The organism is Paenibacillus oryziterrae (genome assembly GCF_042610485.1).
In the GTDB taxonomy this organism is placed as follows: Bacteria; Bacillota; Bacilli; order Paenibacillales; family Paenibacillaceae; genus Paenibacillus_AQ.
This window is the reverse complement of the sequence record NZ_JBGJZO010000044.1, coordinates 1-15,552: the sequence shown is the minus strand read 5'-3', so window position 1 is coordinate 15,552 and position 15,552 is coordinate 1. Positions and strand designations below refer to the sequence as shown.

At 37.5% G+C, this 15,552-nt stretch carries 13 protein-coding genes and 4 pseudogenes; 10 read left to right on the top strand and 7 right to left on the bottom strand.

Going from position 1 to position 15,552, the window contains the following annotated elements:
* Nucleotides 1–193: 193 nt before the first annotated feature.
* The 5 genes and pseudogenes from ACAN55_RS23910 (at nucleotide 194) to ACAN55_RS23890 (ending at nucleotide 3,274) form a co-directional block, all read left to right on the top strand.
* On the top strand, nucleotides 194–1,009 hold the full coding sequence (locus tag ACAN55_RS23910) for a hypothetical protein (protein WP_379139049.1): 816 nt from the start codon (nucleotides 194–196) through the stop codon (nucleotides 1,007–1,009).
* A gap of 445 nt (nucleotides 1,010–1,454) precedes the next feature.
* On the top strand, nucleotides 1,455–2,138 hold the full coding sequence (locus tag ACAN55_RS23905) for a hypothetical protein (RefSeq protein ID WP_379139046.1): 684 nt from the start codon (nucleotides 1,455–1,457) through the stop codon (nucleotides 2,136–2,138).
* Nucleotides 2,116–2,196 (top strand): annotated as a pseudogene (locus ACAN55_RS23900) (RNA polymerase subunit sigma-70); the annotation flags it as partial. The gene ACAN55_RS23905 and the pseudogene ACAN55_RS23900, both read left to right, overlap by 23 nt.
* Nucleotides 2,197–2,728: 532 nt before the next feature.
* Complete coding sequence (locus ACAN55_RS23895) at nucleotides 2,729–2,959, top strand: transposase (protein WP_379139043.1); 231 nt, start codon at nucleotides 2,729–2,731, stop codon at nucleotides 2,957–2,959.
* 114 nt (nucleotides 2,960–3,073) lie between these two features.
* The gene (locus ACAN55_RS23890) at nucleotides 3,074–3,274 is read left to right on the top strand and encodes a helix-turn-helix domain-containing protein (RefSeq protein WP_379139040.1); all 201 of its coding nucleotides are present in this window, start codon (nucleotides 3,074–3,076) and stop codon (nucleotides 3,272–3,274) included.
* Between the two features lie 420 nt (nucleotides 3,275–3,694).
* On the opposite strand, the gene ACAN55_RS23885 is transcribed toward ACAN55_RS23890, so the two are convergent.
* The 4 genes and pseudogenes from ACAN55_RS23885 to ACAN55_RS23870 form a co-directional block, all read right to left on the bottom strand.
* Nucleotides 3,695–6,118: a hypothetical protein gene (locus ACAN55_RS23885; RefSeq protein ID WP_379139037.1), complete on the bottom strand. Its 2,424-nt coding sequence runs from the start codon at nucleotides 6,116–6,118 to the stop codon at nucleotides 3,695–3,697.
* A gap of 89 nt (nucleotides 6,119–6,207) precedes the next feature.
* Entirely contained in the window at nucleotides 6,208–6,504 is a 297-nt protein-coding gene (locus ACAN55_RS23880) for a hypothetical protein (protein WP_379139034.1), read from the bottom strand.
* 321 nt (nucleotides 6,505–6,825) lie between these two features.
* Nucleotides 6,826–7,104 (bottom strand): hypothetical protein, encoded by a 279-nt coding sequence (locus ACAN55_RS23875; protein WP_379139031.1) that lies wholly within the window; start codon nucleotides 7,102–7,104, stop codon nucleotides 6,826–6,828.
* Between the two features lie 17 nt (nucleotides 7,105–7,121).
* Nucleotides 7,122–7,802: pseudogene (locus ACAN55_RS23870) on the bottom strand (ABC transporter permease subunit); the annotation flags it as partial.
* 2 nt (nucleotides 7,803–7,804) lie between these two features.
* On the opposite strand from ACAN55_RS23870, the pseudogene ACAN55_RS23865 reads away from it, so the two are divergent.
* Together ACAN55_RS23865 and sigK (ACAN55_RS23860) are read left to right on the top strand one after the other, a co-directional pair.
* Nucleotides 7,805–8,275: pseudogene (locus ACAN55_RS23865) on the top strand (ROK family protein); the annotation flags it as partial.
* A 149-nt stretch (nucleotides 8,276–8,424) separates the two neighbouring features.
* Nucleotides 8,425–8,955 (top strand): RNA polymerase sporulation sigma factor SigK, encoded by a 531-nt coding sequence (gene sigK, locus ACAN55_RS23860; RefSeq protein WP_379139028.1) that lies wholly within the window; start codon nucleotides 8,425–8,427, stop codon nucleotides 8,953–8,955.
* A gap of 465 nt (nucleotides 8,956–9,420) precedes the next feature.
* Here the strand turns inward: sigK (ACAN55_RS23860) and ACAN55_RS23855 are convergent, their stop codons facing one another.
* From ACAN55_RS23855 to ACAN55_RS23845, 3 genes are read right to left on the bottom strand one after another with little or no spacing between them, the layout of a single operon-like run.
* On the bottom strand, nucleotides 9,421–10,770 hold the full coding sequence (locus tag ACAN55_RS23855; RefSeq protein WP_379139025.1) for an MATE family efflux transporter: 1,350 nt from the start codon (nucleotides 10,768–10,770) through the stop codon (nucleotides 9,421–9,423).
* The gene (locus tag ACAN55_RS23850; RefSeq protein WP_379139022.1) at nucleotides 10,763–11,053 is read right to left on the bottom strand and encodes a PqqD family protein; all 291 of its coding nucleotides are present in this window, start codon (nucleotides 11,051–11,053) and stop codon (nucleotides 10,763–10,765) included. The genes ACAN55_RS23855 and ACAN55_RS23850 overlap by 8 nt, the downstream gene beginning before the upstream one ends.
* Nucleotides 11,050–12,165: a radical SAM protein gene (locus ACAN55_RS23845; protein ID WP_379139018.1), complete on the bottom strand. Its 1,116-nt coding sequence runs from the start codon at nucleotides 12,163–12,165 to the stop codon at nucleotides 11,050–11,052. The genes ACAN55_RS23850 and ACAN55_RS23845 overlap by 4 nt, the downstream gene beginning before the upstream one ends.
* A gap of 877 nt (nucleotides 12,166–13,042) precedes the next feature.
* Between ACAN55_RS23845 and ACAN55_RS23840 the strand changes: the two genes are divergently transcribed.
* The 3 genes and pseudogenes from ACAN55_RS23840 to sigK (ACAN55_RS23830) all read left to right on the top strand — a co-directional run.
* A complete protein-coding gene (locus ACAN55_RS23840) occupies nucleotides 13,043–14,152 on the top strand; it encodes a matrixin family metalloprotease (RefSeq protein WP_379139014.1) in 1,110 nt (369 codons plus the stop codon).
* A 58-nt stretch (nucleotides 14,153–14,210) separates the two neighbouring features.
* Nucleotides 14,211–14,606 carry a YhfM domain-containing protein gene (locus tag ACAN55_RS23835; protein ID WP_379139011.1) on the top strand — a complete coding sequence of 132 codons (396 nt, stop codon included), beginning with the start codon at nucleotides 14,211–14,213 and terminating at the stop codon, nucleotides 14,604–14,606.
* A gap of 276 nt (nucleotides 14,607–14,882) precedes the next feature.
* Nucleotides 14,883–15,394: pseudogene (gene sigK / locus ACAN55_RS23830) on the top strand (RNA polymerase sporulation sigma factor SigK); the annotation flags it as partial.
* Nucleotides 15,395–15,552 lie beyond the last annotated feature (158 nt).

Below are 15,552 nucleotides of genomic sequence, written 5' to 3'. Positions count from 1 at the left end.
AAGTCCCATGTGTTCTCCCCAACCTTTCTGTTACTTCCATTTTACTGGGTTTAGGAGTTTACACAAACTATTTTACAGACTCCAACGGTCAGAAGATTCTGTAAATTTGTCATATCAGACAAGAGTAATTCCTTTTTCAAACTATAGTATCAGATATCATACCAAGGACCGAAAAAAAATTTTCTTCGGCTTAATGTATGATGAGAAAGAAACTATGCTTGCCTTAGAACTCAAAGGTCAGGCTGGATTTGCTGTTTCTTTCGTAAGCGGAGAACGATTGATAATTAAAGTTGGAAAAATTGAGATGCCAGTGGAAGAATGGTTCTCCGAGTATCCTCCGAGTGTCCTTTTTGTAGAAGGATCAGAACTTGATGGCAATCTTTTAATTGAACCTAAAAATAGAGAAGAGCGAAACTTTCCATTAAGCAACATCGAAACATGGAAATGGGATCAAGTTAATATAACAAAAGAATCTCAGTGGAAAGAAAAACTGTTAAGAAAAGATTCAATACAATTTAAGGTCATACAAGAGTTTATCAAACGGGGATTTGAGGTTGTCATAGATGACGATGATAGTGGAGAAGCTGCTGATGTTATTTGTATTTCTGATAAAAAAGATCATATACAAGTCATATTGCTTCATTGTAAATATTCAGGTGGGGTTGAACCAGGGCAACGTGTTAAAGACATCATGGAGGTTTGTGGTCAGGCATCAAGGTCTGTCAAATGGTCTTGGAAATTTGTAGATCTATGTAAGCACATAAGTAATCGCGAACTTCCTAAATATTTACGAGGTAGGGCATCACGATTTATGAAAGGAAACCTAAATGACATTCAACATTATGCTAAATTAAGTCGTTTTAAACCTGTGAAATTTGATGTCTATGTAGTCCAACCAGGTTTATCTAAAAGAGATATGACCGAGGAACAGATTAATGTTTTATCTGCCTCATATGGATACATTTTGGATATTACAGGAGTTGATTTAAAAGTAATATGCAGTGAATAACATGGGAATTTTGTTTTATGTTTTTTTGAAAGTAAAGTTTATGCTCAATAAAATTAAGGACATGTTTCCAACCTATAGAACGGTCGTCCGTCAAAGTTAAGCCATCGAACCATGTTTAATGCTATTCCTTGGATCGCGCGAAGTGGTGCTGTCTAGCGTGATCTACCGGAAGAACGTTACGGTTTATTGAAAACAACTTACAGTCGTTTCTGCAAGTGAAGAAATGCTGGATTACTTATGGTCATATACCAATTTATTCAATTTAAAGGGTAGTGGGGAATATAGGAATCAATCTATAAAACAAAAAATATATGAAAGCATCAACATATTCTGTTGGATACCTATATGTCATAAAATGCCATTGACTACATTTCGAGAGATTAGATATTTGTTGTGGAGGGATATACCAGGAGATGCTCGTGCATCCCTATATGGTATACTTTCAGTGTTTTCAGACGAATTTGTCCCAATTGTTTTGGGTATGGCAAAAAATATACTAAGTAAAGAGACAGATCCTCTTTGTATCAGAAGACTAAAGCGAGTGAAATATATATTAGAGGAAAGGCATTCACCTGAATTAGAATTAAAACCTGAAACAATTGAGTTTATGATTAGTGAGATGAATTATCAATACTTTGATGTATACTATCATTTATTAGATATAGGCTATGATGGGGAAATAATCAGAGGGGTGTTAGATGATGTCTTAGATGATAAACCTTTGGATTCAATACATTATGGATTCTATATGGAGCATCATCACGAATTTTGGCAACTTTCAAAAGACTATGATCCTAAAACTGGTCTGTCAGATACTGTTGAAGGTAAATTAATAATTGCAATTGAAACTCTTCGTACAGAAGCACAGGAAAATAAAAACAGAAATTGGGATCATGAGCTTGAACAACATTGCGAATATTTAAGAAAAACTTTTATTGATGCTAGCTTTTTTAAAGAGGAGGTAATAGGTCAGATCAATAAAGACATTGATAGAATACTTAATTATAAAGACCCTTATTTAAAGCATGACTTATATGATAGAGTCTCTGATCGAATTGTAGAATTATCAAGTGAACTAGGGTTAAGGAATTTCTTGAAAAATATTAAGCAAGATTTATCGCAATCTTGATATATTGGATGACCGGGAGAAGGAGGTTGTAGTGGGGAGGTTTGGGCTCGATACAGGCCGTCCCACATTCTGACATGATGACTGAAATGATTTAGCAATTGCGATTGAATTTCTACTACGATTTGTTGCTCTAGGGCGATTACGTCCTTTTATCAGAAGAAATAATATTAGCTGGCTAAAAAAGAGATGGGCTCATAAAAAATATGTTAATGAGAATAAAGCTAACTCGAGAGTATTAGGTAGAGCAAGAGTCTGCTGTGGCCACTTTGAGAAGAACAGAACTGAACAGACAAATTCAGAAGTGACTTGAAATTTTCTGAATAGCGCCGCATTTCGATTGGAGAAAGAGGGGGAAGGAGCTTACCCGCGCACAAAAGAAAGAATACTATCAATTGATTGTTATGTAGGCCTTCATAAAGAATACTTAACAGCTCGTCCAGGTAGATTACTGAAGATAGACTGAATAGTAGACACGGAATATACTGAAAAAAGCAGCCTTAGAAAAGGAGATTGTGCCCTATGAAAAAAACTGTGTATGATGAGGCAATCAAGCGTCAGACGGTACAACATATTTAAGAAATCGGTAAACGGTGGTGGAATTCGCCCGAGAGCTGAAGATCAACGACAACACCGTGTATGGTTGGGTCAAGAAGTTTGGGACAGATCCGGAAGTTGTTGCGAATCAGATGTTTAAGTCGAAGGAGCATCAGATGCGGGAAATGCAGAAGCGCATAAGTAAACTGCAGGAGGAAAATGAAATTCTAAAAAAGCGATGCACTACTTCGCGAAAGAACGTCGGTAAAGTATTTGTTCATCTATGAACCCGCTTCGAGTGCCGATTGGAGAAGTTGTACAGCGTCCTGAATGTCACTCGTAGCGGATACTACAAAAGGTGATGCAGAACAGAAGGTGAACGGGAGAAGCATCACCGGGAGATGACGGAATGCGTTCGTAAGGCTTTGGAGGAGTTCAGAAGACTGTGCGGGAGTCCTAAACTCACAAGGCAGTTGAACCATCAAGGGATCATAATCTCCGAACGTACGGTCGGCCGGATCATGAAGAAGCAGGGCCTTCGTTCGCGTACAGTCAAGAAGTACAAGGCAACCACCAACTCCAATCATATGCTGCTCGTTTAGGACAATGTGTTAAACCTTGTATTTCAAGCCGCGAAACCAGGAGGAAATGAGTTAGCGATATCACATATGTCTGGCCCCTGGAAGGATGGTTGTATCTAGTGAGTGTCATGAATCAGTACTATTATTAGGGCTCTTCAGCAGGCCTATGCTGTCAGCGTCCAGGTCCTGGACTACTGCTCCATTCAGATCGTGGAAGCCAATATGCCTCTCACAATTATCAGAAGCAGCTAGTTCTCTATGAAATAATCGGGAGCATGAGTCGCAAGGGCAATTGTTATGACAAAGCCTGCATAGAGTCGTTTCATAGCGTACTCAAAAAGGAATAGATCTACCTGAACCGCTATGAAACGAGGGAACAAGCGAAGCAGAGCATTTTCGAGTTATGTTGAGTTCTTCTGCAATACCCGCCGTATCTATTTGCTATCTATAGGTAGCATTTAACGCTTTTGTATAGGCATTATCCACAACTAAAGCTACCATTTCTTCATACAAAAAATTCCGAGGTTCTGTCACATAAAATTTCGCCATCATCTTGTCCTTAATCAAACGTTCACGATCAAATGTTGAACCTGGGCCTTTTAGCTTCTCTATTCCTGGTTTCCAGCAACTTTCCAGCAACTCTGTGTAAATGTTTCTCTTTGCAATCTCATTAAATGATTGACCATTAGTAAAACTAAAAATCACCTCCGAAATAATTTGCTGTACGATCGTTGTAAATTCAAGTTCATTGCGCTCCTTAATCTCATCAACATTCTCTGGATTTAGTAAATAGTGCATGATTACCTTATTTGCTAATGCAATAAACAGAGCTTCTGGTTGTAACGGACTCCATTCCCTATTGTCCCAATTTCCAGCTATTCGAGCATTAAATGCTTTGACGGTTTGCCATGGCGACCCACTTATAAGCCGTAGAAACTCAGCCACAAATACATTGTTTAAATCATTCAGTAATGAAGAAAACACATCTGCCCGATATTTAGGATTGAGATTTTTTAGACTTATATCTTCCAGTGTAAACTTTTTCTTTTTCTTAACAATTTCCTTAAGATACTCGTTAATATTCTTTACAGGATTAAATTTATCTTTGTCCGATAATTGTATATAAAAGCCTTCCTTGATCTTGATTTTTGTGTTCTCGTCCATTTCTATGTTATTAATCTGGTTCCAAGCCTCTTTCTTATCAAGCGGAATAAACTTTTCGCTGTCCTCTAAATGCTCTTTCAAATATTGAAAGTATAAACTCTTATCAAGAATTAGCTCCTCAAAAATATTTTCTCGACTGGCAACAATCTTTGGTCCTTCTTTTTTTTCTGAACTAACGATCTGTTTTAACGTATTTTTAATATTGCTATTTATAAATGTGAGTTTACTCTCTGTCGAAGCATGGGCATTGGGATCAAACGATTCCATTCTGTTAAAGCAGAATTTTGTTTTATCTATCCATCCGTTGTAAATCAGCGATCTCAATGTTTCGGCAAAGGCGGTCTGCATTTGCTCTGCTCCGTTCTGAATGACAGTAAGAGCATTGCATCGTGACATTATTTCTCTCATTTGCATGGATACACTTTGGTTTGTTATATCATGCCCTATCCCTTCCGAGTCAATAAGGATATAGTCCGGTTGTTCAGCCTCCCTATACCATAACGGTTTAAAATTCCCATTAATTCTCAAATGCTCAATTAAGGGAAAAAGTGTCTTTCCCTGATTTTGTTCATTGGCTGCCGATACATACTCCAAAGCTCTAAAAAATATTTGCCGTAAATGATTATCGGGCTTCCGATTATCTTGATAATTAGCGGATACAGTTACCATTTTGGGGAATTCAAATGATTTATCCGTACCCATTTGAACAACGCTACTTTCATCAATTATCTCAATTGAAAATCTTATATCTTCTTGTACGTTTAAAAAATTAAATAAAGATAGGGCGATATAGTTTATTCTTTCTTTGACTATTTCTATAACTTCATTAACTACTTGGCTCTTTTCAAGACTTTCTTCAATATATTCTTCGAAGGAAGCAAAAAATTCAACACTAAAGTTTTTATTGAAATCCAATGAAACATGGAAGGGTAACTCGGAGGAAGTTTTTAAAAATGATTCCCATATTTCCGAACTTTCCCTTTTTAAAGTTGTCAGTAACTGCGGAGAATTTATATCATCTTTCGAGATGATGTACTGCAATTTAACTTTTTTATCATCAAATATCGTAATGTTGTCATAAAAAATATCTGCAATATCTTTTTCATTCCTTAGAACCTGCTTAATAATTTGAATATATGCCTGTTCCAAACGGTCCTCAAGTGCAGATTTGTTGACCAACTTTGCAGATGCAATCAGTTCATTTGTGTTATTCTGAATCACAGCAATCATTGATCCAACAGTCGTGTTTGACTGCATCGTTGCAGGAAAATTTGTATTAACCGATCCAATTAGTTGCTTAATAAAAGTGGTTTTCCCAGCCCCCGAAGCACCAATCAATAATGTCGCAGGAGAAAGGAAATTACCTTGACTGTCTTTGGTAGGAATTTTGGTTTCAACAGTACGGATAACACTGTCTTGATTGTATTTGCTAATAATATCCGTCTTATCAAAGACCCACTCTATTGATTTTTTGTGAAATTTTTTCGTTGCTTCAAGGAAAGCCTCATAACCGTCGCTATAATGTTCGTATCCCTCCAACAATTCATTCGTATCTCTTAAAATTTCAATTAAATCATTTTGCGGTATGTTTTTAATACTCTTTGTCAATTGGCGAGTATGTCCTTTTTTGTTTTTAAGCGTAGGGCTCATAAAACTGATATATTGACTCTTTTTATTTACATTAATGTTTTTGTATTCCATATGCTCTCCTTTTAAATTTGGACATCTAGTCGCCCGAGATTATGTGAAACATGATTATCGCTTTAACCTTGGGCGACTTGTGTTGGTTGTTATTTCCATCTATCGTTTTCTTCTTGCCTTTGCCATTCAGCTGCACATTCAGCAGCTTCATCATAACTGAAGCCATCTGATAAGCAGAGTTGAAACATTGAAGATCCCTCATCACTCAGATAATAAGGTTCTACACCATCGCAACCCCAAGATTCACCATCCAAATCACGTTTACCAGGGCAATGGGTTTGAAAGTATGTAGAACATCCATAAAAGGTTTTTTTTTGGCCATTTCTTAAGGACATTTTACAACCACATACCGGACAATCCAAATCCACACAGATCACCTCTTTCATATAATGGTTGATAAATATAATATTTGTGACTGTAAACTCCAAAAACATTATATATGATCACAAATATATGATAACATAGTTTTGCGTGGTGTCAAATGATTTTTATATATAGACTTTAATATATAGGATTTTGGGGCCGATAATCTTGATTGTGTTATATAGAAATACAGTTATATTATTTCTGTATCGAAACGGATCGGTAATCCTCTTGTTCCATATAGGTTATTAAAACAGGAAGATTACCCGTACAGTGTCTATGACAAATTCTCTACCCCGACCGAACATATTACCGTTTGGTACGTGATGCGTACTCAGCAAAAGCTAAATCATGTATCGGCATATCAGCATATCGTGAACAGAACTGCTGTCAGGCTCTACGCAGGGAGATTGAGCATTTGTAGGATATCGTTTATGCTCCATACTGCCTAGGTTGCACCTGTGGTTAAAGTTATGTGCTTTTCGGCATACAGTGAGATCGGAATAATAAGATGCAATCACTACATAAATCAAAGGAAGTACGATGATAAGTACGGCCAGCGTCAGGAAGATCACATTCAGCACGATAATAAAGCGATCTAATCCGGAATGTTTAATGGGCATAGCTTGTTACTCCTTTCTTAGTAAAGACCTTCACCCTCATTCAGTTTCTTCACGGTGAAGTTAACTGTAAAGAGTAAGACGATGTTGATGATAGAGTTAAACAATCCTACTGCGGCTGAATAGGCATAATCGCCCGACTGCAAACCAATTTTATAAACGTAAGTCGGAATGATTTCTGAGGTTGGCAAGTTCATCGCCGTTTGCATGAGATAGGCTTTTTCGAAGCCAATTGACATAATCCCGCCAGCTGCAAGGATAAATACGATAGCCATAATTGGACGAATGGTCGGCAGATCGATATGGCGTATTCTTTGGAGAAGATTAGCGCCGTCAAGATTGGCTGCATTATGTAACTCAGGATCGACATTAGCAAGCGCTGCTACATAAATAATGGATGCCCAACCGGCTCCGGTCCAAATATCAGATAGAATGTAGATCGAACGGAAGTAATCGGGGCTAGACATGAACATGATTGGCTCACCTGTATGCCAAGTAAAAAACTGGTTAATCGGTCCCATTGGGGACAAGAAGATAAATAACATCCCGACCACCACGACAACAGAAATAAAGTTAGGTGCATACAAAATCAATTGAATATTCTTTTTAACTCCTGCACGGCGAATTTGATTCAACATCATGGCAAGCAGGATTGGAATTGGAAAACTCAAAATTAATCCGAAGAAACTTAATTTAAGCGTAAGGCAAGCTCATTCATGGGCTTGTGCATCCCGAGGGTGGCCATGTTCTTACGAGACGACATACTGACGATGAATTCCCGGGGGGATGTCCCTATCATGGGGACTGCCCAGAAGGAATGGCGGCAGGTCCAGCTTTTGAAGCAAGGTGGGGGAAGAAGGGACACGAACTTCCTGTGGATAACCTTGCATGGGAAATGGAAGCATTTTATATTGCACAGTCGATTACGGGTGCTATATTGCTTAACTCTCCTCAGAAAATCATTCTGGGTGGTGGTGTTATGCAGCAGGCACAATTGTTTCCACTGATCCGTCAGGCTGTCCTTCAGAACCTGAACGGTTATGTCAGCTCAAGTACTTTTTTGGAACACATAGATGAGTATATCGTTCCACCAGGACTAGGCCAACAGACGGGATTATGCGGTGCTCTGGCTTTCGGACTCACAGCATTAGAAAATCATATTTCTGACCAATAATAAGAATATAGGAGGCGGCCAAGGCGGTAATGAAAAGGCCGCCTCCTTATTTCAAAAAAAGAAAATAATAAATGATATACGAAAGTTGGCTCGAACAAATCCGAGACTATGCGAATCAAATGTTGTTCGTGAGATGTGACGTAGCCTAAATGACATCGTATCGTGTCCATAACCTCAAAAAATTCGATAACACGGGCGAGGACATGGAGGACCTGATCTCCATCGGTACCATCGGACTGATTAAGGCTATCGAAAGCTACCGTCCGAACAAAGGTACCAAGCTGGCTACTTTTGCCGCCCGGTGTATTGAGAATGAGATCCTGATGCATCTCCGTTCTTTAAAGAAGACACGCAAGGACGTGTCGCTGCACGATCCCATTGGAACGGACAAAGAGGGTAATGAAATTACTTTAATAGATATTTTAGGCTCGGGAGCTGACGATCTGCTGGTGACAGTGGACCTGAATATTGAGAAGAGCAAAATCTACCGGAACCTGGATATTCTAGATGACCGGGAGAAGGAGGTTGTGGTTGGGCGGTTTGGGCTGGATACCGGCGGGGAAGAGAGGACGCAGCGGGAGATTGCGAAGGAACTTGGGATAAGCCGGAGTTATGTATCAAGGATAGAAAAAAGGGCGCTCATGAAGTTGTATCATGAGTTTTATAAGGCGAAGCGGTAAACACTTGATAAGGTTTATTAGTATTACCTGTTAACCATTCAGCGTATAGAAAGCGACTTGTCTAAGGACGGGTTGCTTTTGTTTATGAAGAAGTAATTCTAGAAATGGGGATTCAAGAAATCACTAATCGCTACTAGAGGAGCACTATGATAGCATATTAGGTGCCTACGTATGGAAAATCTGTGTGTAGAAGCGTATCGACAGAAGTGCCCTCAGAGACACGGCGAGCAAAAAGCCATGCCGCCATTATGAAGCGAATCTTGCCGCGTGATAGCACTCCAAACGTGATAACGTAACATCAATCTAAGAAAACTGCGGCTATTGTGATATATGTAGACTATCAATTATCGGTAGAGCTTTGAAGCAATTAAATGAAGAGAAGGCACATAAGGTCAAAGAGCTAAGTCTTTGTTATAAAAGTAAGGTCAGTCGAAATATATTCGATGACCTTATCTTATTTTTACATCACATTATTTGTTTATGGTTGAGGTTGATACGAGAAGAGTTGTTACTTTTTAACTTCAAAATGTATCCTAAAGATAAAGATAAATAGCATAGGCCGAAGCCACTATACACACCAATTAATTCAAATTTAGTCACAAGTAGATAAATGATGACTAAAGACACGAAATAGATAAATCCAGAATAGATAAGTACCCATTTCTCTAAATCTATTGCTTGAAGTGCAGACTTCATAATCATCTGTAGGCCATTGATCAAGTTAAAAGCAAGGGCCCAAGGAAGAACTTGCTGAACAACTGTTATAATAGAATCTTTATCTGTAATTAATCTGGTTAATGGAAAGGAGAAGAAAATTATCAAAAGTGTTAAGGGGATAGTTATTACCATTAATAGCAGGAAAGATAAATATGAATATTTAACATAGCCTTGCTGTTTCTTCCCATAAGCTTGTGCGGTGAGAGTCATACAACTTCCGGAAAATCCATAAATAGGTATCATAATGATTTCGATCAGAGTGGTTAATACCGTGTAAGCAGCAATCAATTGTACGCTCATTCTGGATATAATAACCATAAGACCCATTGCGAATAATGTGTATTCTATGAGATCTTGAAGAGCTAAAGGGAAATATAGCTTTATTAGCTGGTGTGCAATAGGTTTATCAATGCGGAATGAGAAACTGAATATTTTACCTTTACGGAAAAACAACATACTGATCCAAATACTCACTGCAAATCCTGTAATGGACCCTAGGGCTGCCCCGCTCATTCCTAGCTTTGGAAATCCAAACTTTCCAAACACAAGGATATAATCGAGAATAATATTTACAATACTAGCAGATGTAAAGCTGATTAATAATATTTTTGCTTTCTTAATATTTTTGAAATAGGCAGAAAAATTAAACAAAACCATATTCATACCAATGCCTAATCCGCTGATATATAAGTAATGGCTTGCAGGACTTAACATTGAAAGTTCGAAGTTATAAATGTACTTCAATATCCATCTGCCGAATACTAAGATAAGTACTTCGCAGATTAAACCAATTACAATAGAAAAGGTCATACTTGTATTAAATGCTTTACCAAACTTTATGATATCATTTTGACCGAAATATCTTCCCCCGATAATATTGAAGGCAGTGGATAAAATTCCAATTGTACCTGTAATTAAAAATATAAATGAAGAGGCAATGCCTACCGCCGCAAACTCTTTAACACCGAGTCTTCCCACAATGGCTTGATCGCCTAGTTGAAAGAACAGCTGAAGAATTTGAGTAAATAGCATTGGAATAACTAAACTGTTTATCAAACGCAGGTCGGTTCTATTTTTTTGCACCCATCGTTTAACCATGCAATATATTTAATAAATCTGGTTTTGTGATATCAATGAATGAGTTAAGTTGATGTAAAAAACTTAAAATGTCTTTTTGTACTTCTTCTGCATTTACATTATAGTCAGATGATATCAGTATTGATATTTCTTCAACACTTTGACCTGATTCCAAACGTTCGATTATCTCAACAGTTGTTTGGTTCACCTTTAATATACTGCCATTCACAGCAATTACACCGTCTCCATCATTTTCTGTTCGTAGAATAAATGGTGTTCCTATTTTTAAAATTTTTTGTTTCATACAATTCCTCCTACTGGGCATCTCGTGTCTGAATAGTGGATATCTTTATTAAGAGCAAAAGCACATGCTCTACAACCTCCACCGCATTTTTTCAATAACTTGCATGAAGCACAAGCTCCTTTTATATTCGATAATTGATTGCTTCTTAATGCATTAAAAATATCGGAATCATTCCAGATGTCTATTAAGCTTTTTTCGAGAATATTCCCTGCTCTAAGTTCAGATTCAGAAACCATTAAACTGCAACCATAAACATTTCCTAGTCCATCAATAGCGAGATTATCCTTGCCAGCCGTACAAAAGAATTCGTCTACTCCGAAATTTGTTTGCGCATCTGAACGAATCCACATATTAATATCCTCTTGCCTGTTATTATTTAACAGTGGCAGGTATAGCTCCCACGGACAAGTGCTTTCTCCAGTGGATACGATATTAACGTTTGGTGTGATCAAATTCTTCTTTCTTAAATCTGTAAGATTAAGCAATATATTCGACCACTCATCAAAAGGAAGATAAACGTTAGAAAAGTTTTCAGAGGCATGACCAACTGATGCGAGCAACATAATTGCAACATTTGAAATGTTAAGACTTGAGATGAATTCAATGGTCTCAATTAAATAATCAGAATTTAATTTTGATAGTGTGATGATACCGTCTATATTAATATCATATTCTTGCAAGTTTTTAATAGCAGAAATCGTCTTGTTGAATGCTCCTTTTTGTCCTCTGCAATTATCATGGATAGTTTCATTAGGTCCATCAATACTTATGCAAAGTTTACTAACGTTTGTCCTACTAATTTCTTTAGCGATCTTTCTAGTTATTAAGGTAGCATTTGTGTTAACATAATACTCAAAATTATATCTATCTGCTAATTTCATTATGTCTAAAAAATCTGTTCTTAAAAACGGTTCACCACCTTCCAAACTTACACGTAATACTTCTAACTCATCTAGTTCTTGGAATATTCTATTGATATCCTCTAATTCTAACTGAGTTACATTTGAATTAATTCCAGGTGCAGATGCCGAACAAAAGTCGCATTTTAGATTACATCTGGAAGTAACTGAAACATCGGCGTAGTAAGGCTTTCTAAAGTAGGTGGTACTCATAGTTACAACTCCTAGATATTATTTTTTGGAGCTAAGACATTTAGTCTTAGCTCCTTTAGTGAAGTTTTTAGGCGCTTTTTTCAATAGGACTTGTACCAATAAAATGATTTTTACCCCAAAGAACTACTGGCTTGATTTCTGGTTTATTATAAGTTTTCAAATTTTCACCCCCCTTATTTGGGAATAATAACAATAAAATATTATTTATAACAGTGATATATATCTCCTGACATATTGTGTAATATATGAAAAGTAAATTTGATGAAATTAGTTAGTTCTCATGAAACTGTTCTAACGCCATTGATTGCCGATATACTAGAAGATGGAAAAAAGGATCTCAGTGTACTGTGGCCATCTTCCTTGTAACGAATTGATAGGCGATAAGAGCGTACACAGCAGGAGATTGCCAAAGAGCTGGAAATTAGCGAGAACAAGTATAGAAAAAAGCGCTCATGAAGTTGTATTATGAGTTTTATAAGGCAAGCCATATGTTTTTTAAAGAGGTCTGTTAATCGACAGGTCTCTTTCTTTTTAGTTCTGCATGGCCGTCTTCTCTAGGTGAAAGTCCCGAGAGCGGCGAAAAAAAAACAAAGCCGCCAAGGACTAATTCTGTAAACTCCAGTGACCTCGGGTAGAAAGTTGACGTCCTTACCAAGGGTGACCTGCGAGTCAGTAATGGTCTTGGACAAATCTTAACCGTGCTTCATTGATGCGAATCCCATAGATAACTTTTTGGGTAAAAATCCCCATTTATTGATAATTGAGATCAAATATATGGATTAATCTACTATTTGTGCTATATTAGATCTGTAGTTAAATTTTCCCATTCTATGGAGGTAAAAATGAAAAAAGAACTGTAGCTTTTTCCGTTTTAAGTATGTCGTTATTATTCTCTTCTATTGTTAGTGCTGACACTTATAGCCCACGAGGTGGCACTGACAATGGTCATATTCAAGCCTGGTATGATTCATCTATAGCATCATATGGTTATACAAGTCATTTTGATCACGCTGTATCCACTTGGAACGGAAGAAATGCAAATGTCTCAATTTCCAAGACACTAAATAATTCTGGTCAGGTAGACAGGTATTATGTTGGAACTACAACGGAAGACGGTTTATATGGACGGACTTATTGGTATAATGATCTAGGTATAAATGTAGATCCAAATTGGTTTTCTTGGAGTCGCTCTGTTGTTTCGGTGTTTGACAATCAATTAAGGACTCACAAAGATGGTGTTAATTTTACGTCAACAAGAATTAAACATACTACTGCTCATGAAGTGGGGCATTCCCTTGGGTTAGCACACACAACTTCAAGTACATACAAAAGTACATCGCTAATGACAGAAGGGAAAGACCCAGCTTCTAATAGAGACATCAACACCCCTTCAAGCTACGATATTAGTGAGTTAAGATCCCTTTATGGAGGATCTGCATTTATGGTTTCTTCTTTAAACACAGATACTTCTAATCCCAATGAGGTTAACGTTGAAACGCTACATGAAAGCTATGACAACTTATCAGAATTATCAAATTATTCAGATCTCGTAGTTATTGCATCACCAACAGATGATTTTGAAAATAGAAAACATATAGCAACTTTTTACGATACAGGCGATTTGCAAGATTATTTCACGTTAAATAATCTAAGTATTAAAAAAGTATTAGCAGGAGATTCGTCAAACATAGGAGAATATTTAGAGGTTATTGAATCAAATGGTATAGTCGTATTTGGTGGTGCACGAAAAATAAAGATGATAAATGATGGATATAAAGAAACTCAAAAAGGACAAGAATATATATTATTTTTAAAGAAGGATTCACAAGGCCGGTATCAAATAATTAATAGAAACGAAGGGACTTTTACTCTGGATGAGGTTAATTCTGCAGCTACGAAAAGACCTGGAACCTTTATAACACGAGATAATAATGTTAGGGATAATTTACTTAATGAGATTGTCAACACATACTCAGATGAGTTATAAAATTATATTTGGAGACTGAAGGATCAGTCTCCATCTTTCTTTAGTAAGGAGGTAGTTTATGAAAAGAATTAGCATCCTTTCAATTTCACTTATAATTTTGATGATTTTAATATTTGTACTAGTCAGATCCAAGCAAGAGATCGTCAGTGTGAGTCTTGTGTCGGAAGAAACGGGAATCACATACACATACACTGACACTGAAAGCATTCAAATCTTCGAAGATGCTATAAGAACTGCAAAAAAATTACGCGGGGCTGTTGATGTGGGTCCACCAACTTATCGAATGACTGTTACTTACGCTGATTCTGAAATTGTCGGATTCAGCCTTACTATTAATCTTACAACTAAAAAGGGCAACCTAATTAAAAATAGTAATTCTGAAAGAATGCTGCATATAAGAGATAAGAATGCGGAAAAGCTAGCGGATCTGTTAAGTAAAGTAGGGGCAAAATAACCTAAAAATTTTTCCTGTAGAGGATTGAAAATTTTACACCCGTGGTAAATGACGAGAAGCTGTACCCAATTAAGCTTCGGCATAAGTCGTATTAACAAAAAGTTCTAAGCATTAGGAATGCATGAAAATGTCCCTGTGAACACTTAACAGGGGCATTTTTATGTTTTAGTGTAAATAATGATGCGAGACTTTTTTACTTACGAACATGGAGTAAATTATAAGGAAACATCAGGTACGTTAAAACTCGGAACTGAATTTTTGGCATCGCATCGTGTCCACAATCTCAAAAAATTCGATAACACGGGTGAGGACATGGAGGATCTGATCTCCATCGGCACGATTGGACTGATCAAAGCGATCGAAAGCTACCGTCCAAACAAAGGGACCAAGCTGGCCACTTTTGCCGCCCGGTGTATAGAGAATGAGATCCTCATGCATCTTCGTTCATTAAAGAAGACACGCAAGGATGTGTCACTACACGATCCCATTGGATCGGATAAAGAAGGTAATGAGATTACCTTGATAGATATTTTAGGCTCGGGAGCCGACGATCTGCTGGTGACGGTGGATCTGAATATTGAGAAGAGCAAAATCTACCGGACCTGGACATATTGGGTGACCGGGAGAAGGAAGTTGTGGTTGGGCGGTTTGGGCTGGATACCGGCGGGGAGGAGAGGACGCAGCGGGAGATTGCGAAAGAGCTGGGTATCTCGCGTAGTTATGTGTCACGGATAGAAAAGAGGGCGCTGATGAAGCTGTATCATGAGTTTTATAAGGCGAAGCGGTGAGTGCAAGATTAAGTGAATAAGTACTGCCAGTCAGCAAATCAACGTAAAGAAAGCAATCTGTTACGGACAGGTTGCTTTTTTTAGTGCGCCCAGCATGGGCGCTATCTCTAGGGTTGAAGTCCCGAATGGCGAAGGCAGTAGTAGCCATTAGCTTAAGG

What these genes read in the sequence shown, in the direction of transcription:
- ACAN55_RS23840 (WP_379139014.1), top strand. Translation starts at nt 13,043, where the DNA reads ATGTCGTTATTATTCTCTTCTATTGTTAGTGCTGACACTTATAGCCCA.
- ACAN55_RS23845 (WP_379139018.1), bottom strand. Translation starts at nt 12,165, where the DNA reads ATGAGTACCACCTACTTTAGAAAGCCTTACTACGCCGATGTTTCAGTT.
- sigK (WP_379139028.1), top strand. Translation starts at nt 8,425, where the DNA reads ATGACATCGTATCGTGTCCATAACCTCAAAAAATTCGATAACACGGGC.
- ACAN55_RS23850 (WP_379139022.1), bottom strand. Translation starts at nt 11,053, where the DNA reads ATGAAACAAAAAATTTTAAAAATAGGAACACCATTTATTCTACGAACA.
- ACAN55_RS23885 (WP_379139037.1), bottom strand. Translation starts at nt 6,118, where the DNA reads ATGGAATACAAAAACATTAATGTAAATAAAAAGAGTCAATATATCAGT.
- ACAN55_RS23835 (WP_379139011.1), top strand. Translation starts at nt 14,211, where the DNA reads ATGAAAAGAATTAGCATCCTTTCAATTTCACTTATAATTTTGATGATT.
- ACAN55_RS23880 (WP_379139034.1), bottom strand. Translation starts at nt 6,504, where the DNA reads ATGAAAGAGGTGATCTGTGTGGATTTGGATTGTCCGGTATGTGGTTGT.
- ACAN55_RS23875 (WP_379139031.1), bottom strand. Translation starts at nt 7,104, where the DNA reads ATGCCCATTAAACATTCCGGATTAGATCGCTTTATTATCGTGCTGAAT.
- ACAN55_RS23890 (WP_379139040.1), top strand. Translation starts at nt 3,074, where the DNA reads ATGACGGAATGCGTTCGTAAGGCTTTGGAGGAGTTCAGAAGACTGTGC.
- ACAN55_RS23910 (WP_379139049.1), top strand. Translation starts at nt 194, where the DNA reads ATGTATGATGAGAAAGAAACTATGCTTGCCTTAGAACTCAAAGGTCAG.
- ACAN55_RS23855 (WP_379139025.1), bottom strand. Translation starts at nt 10,770, where the DNA reads ATGGTTAAACGATGGGTGCAAAAAAATAGAACCGACCTGCGTTTGATA.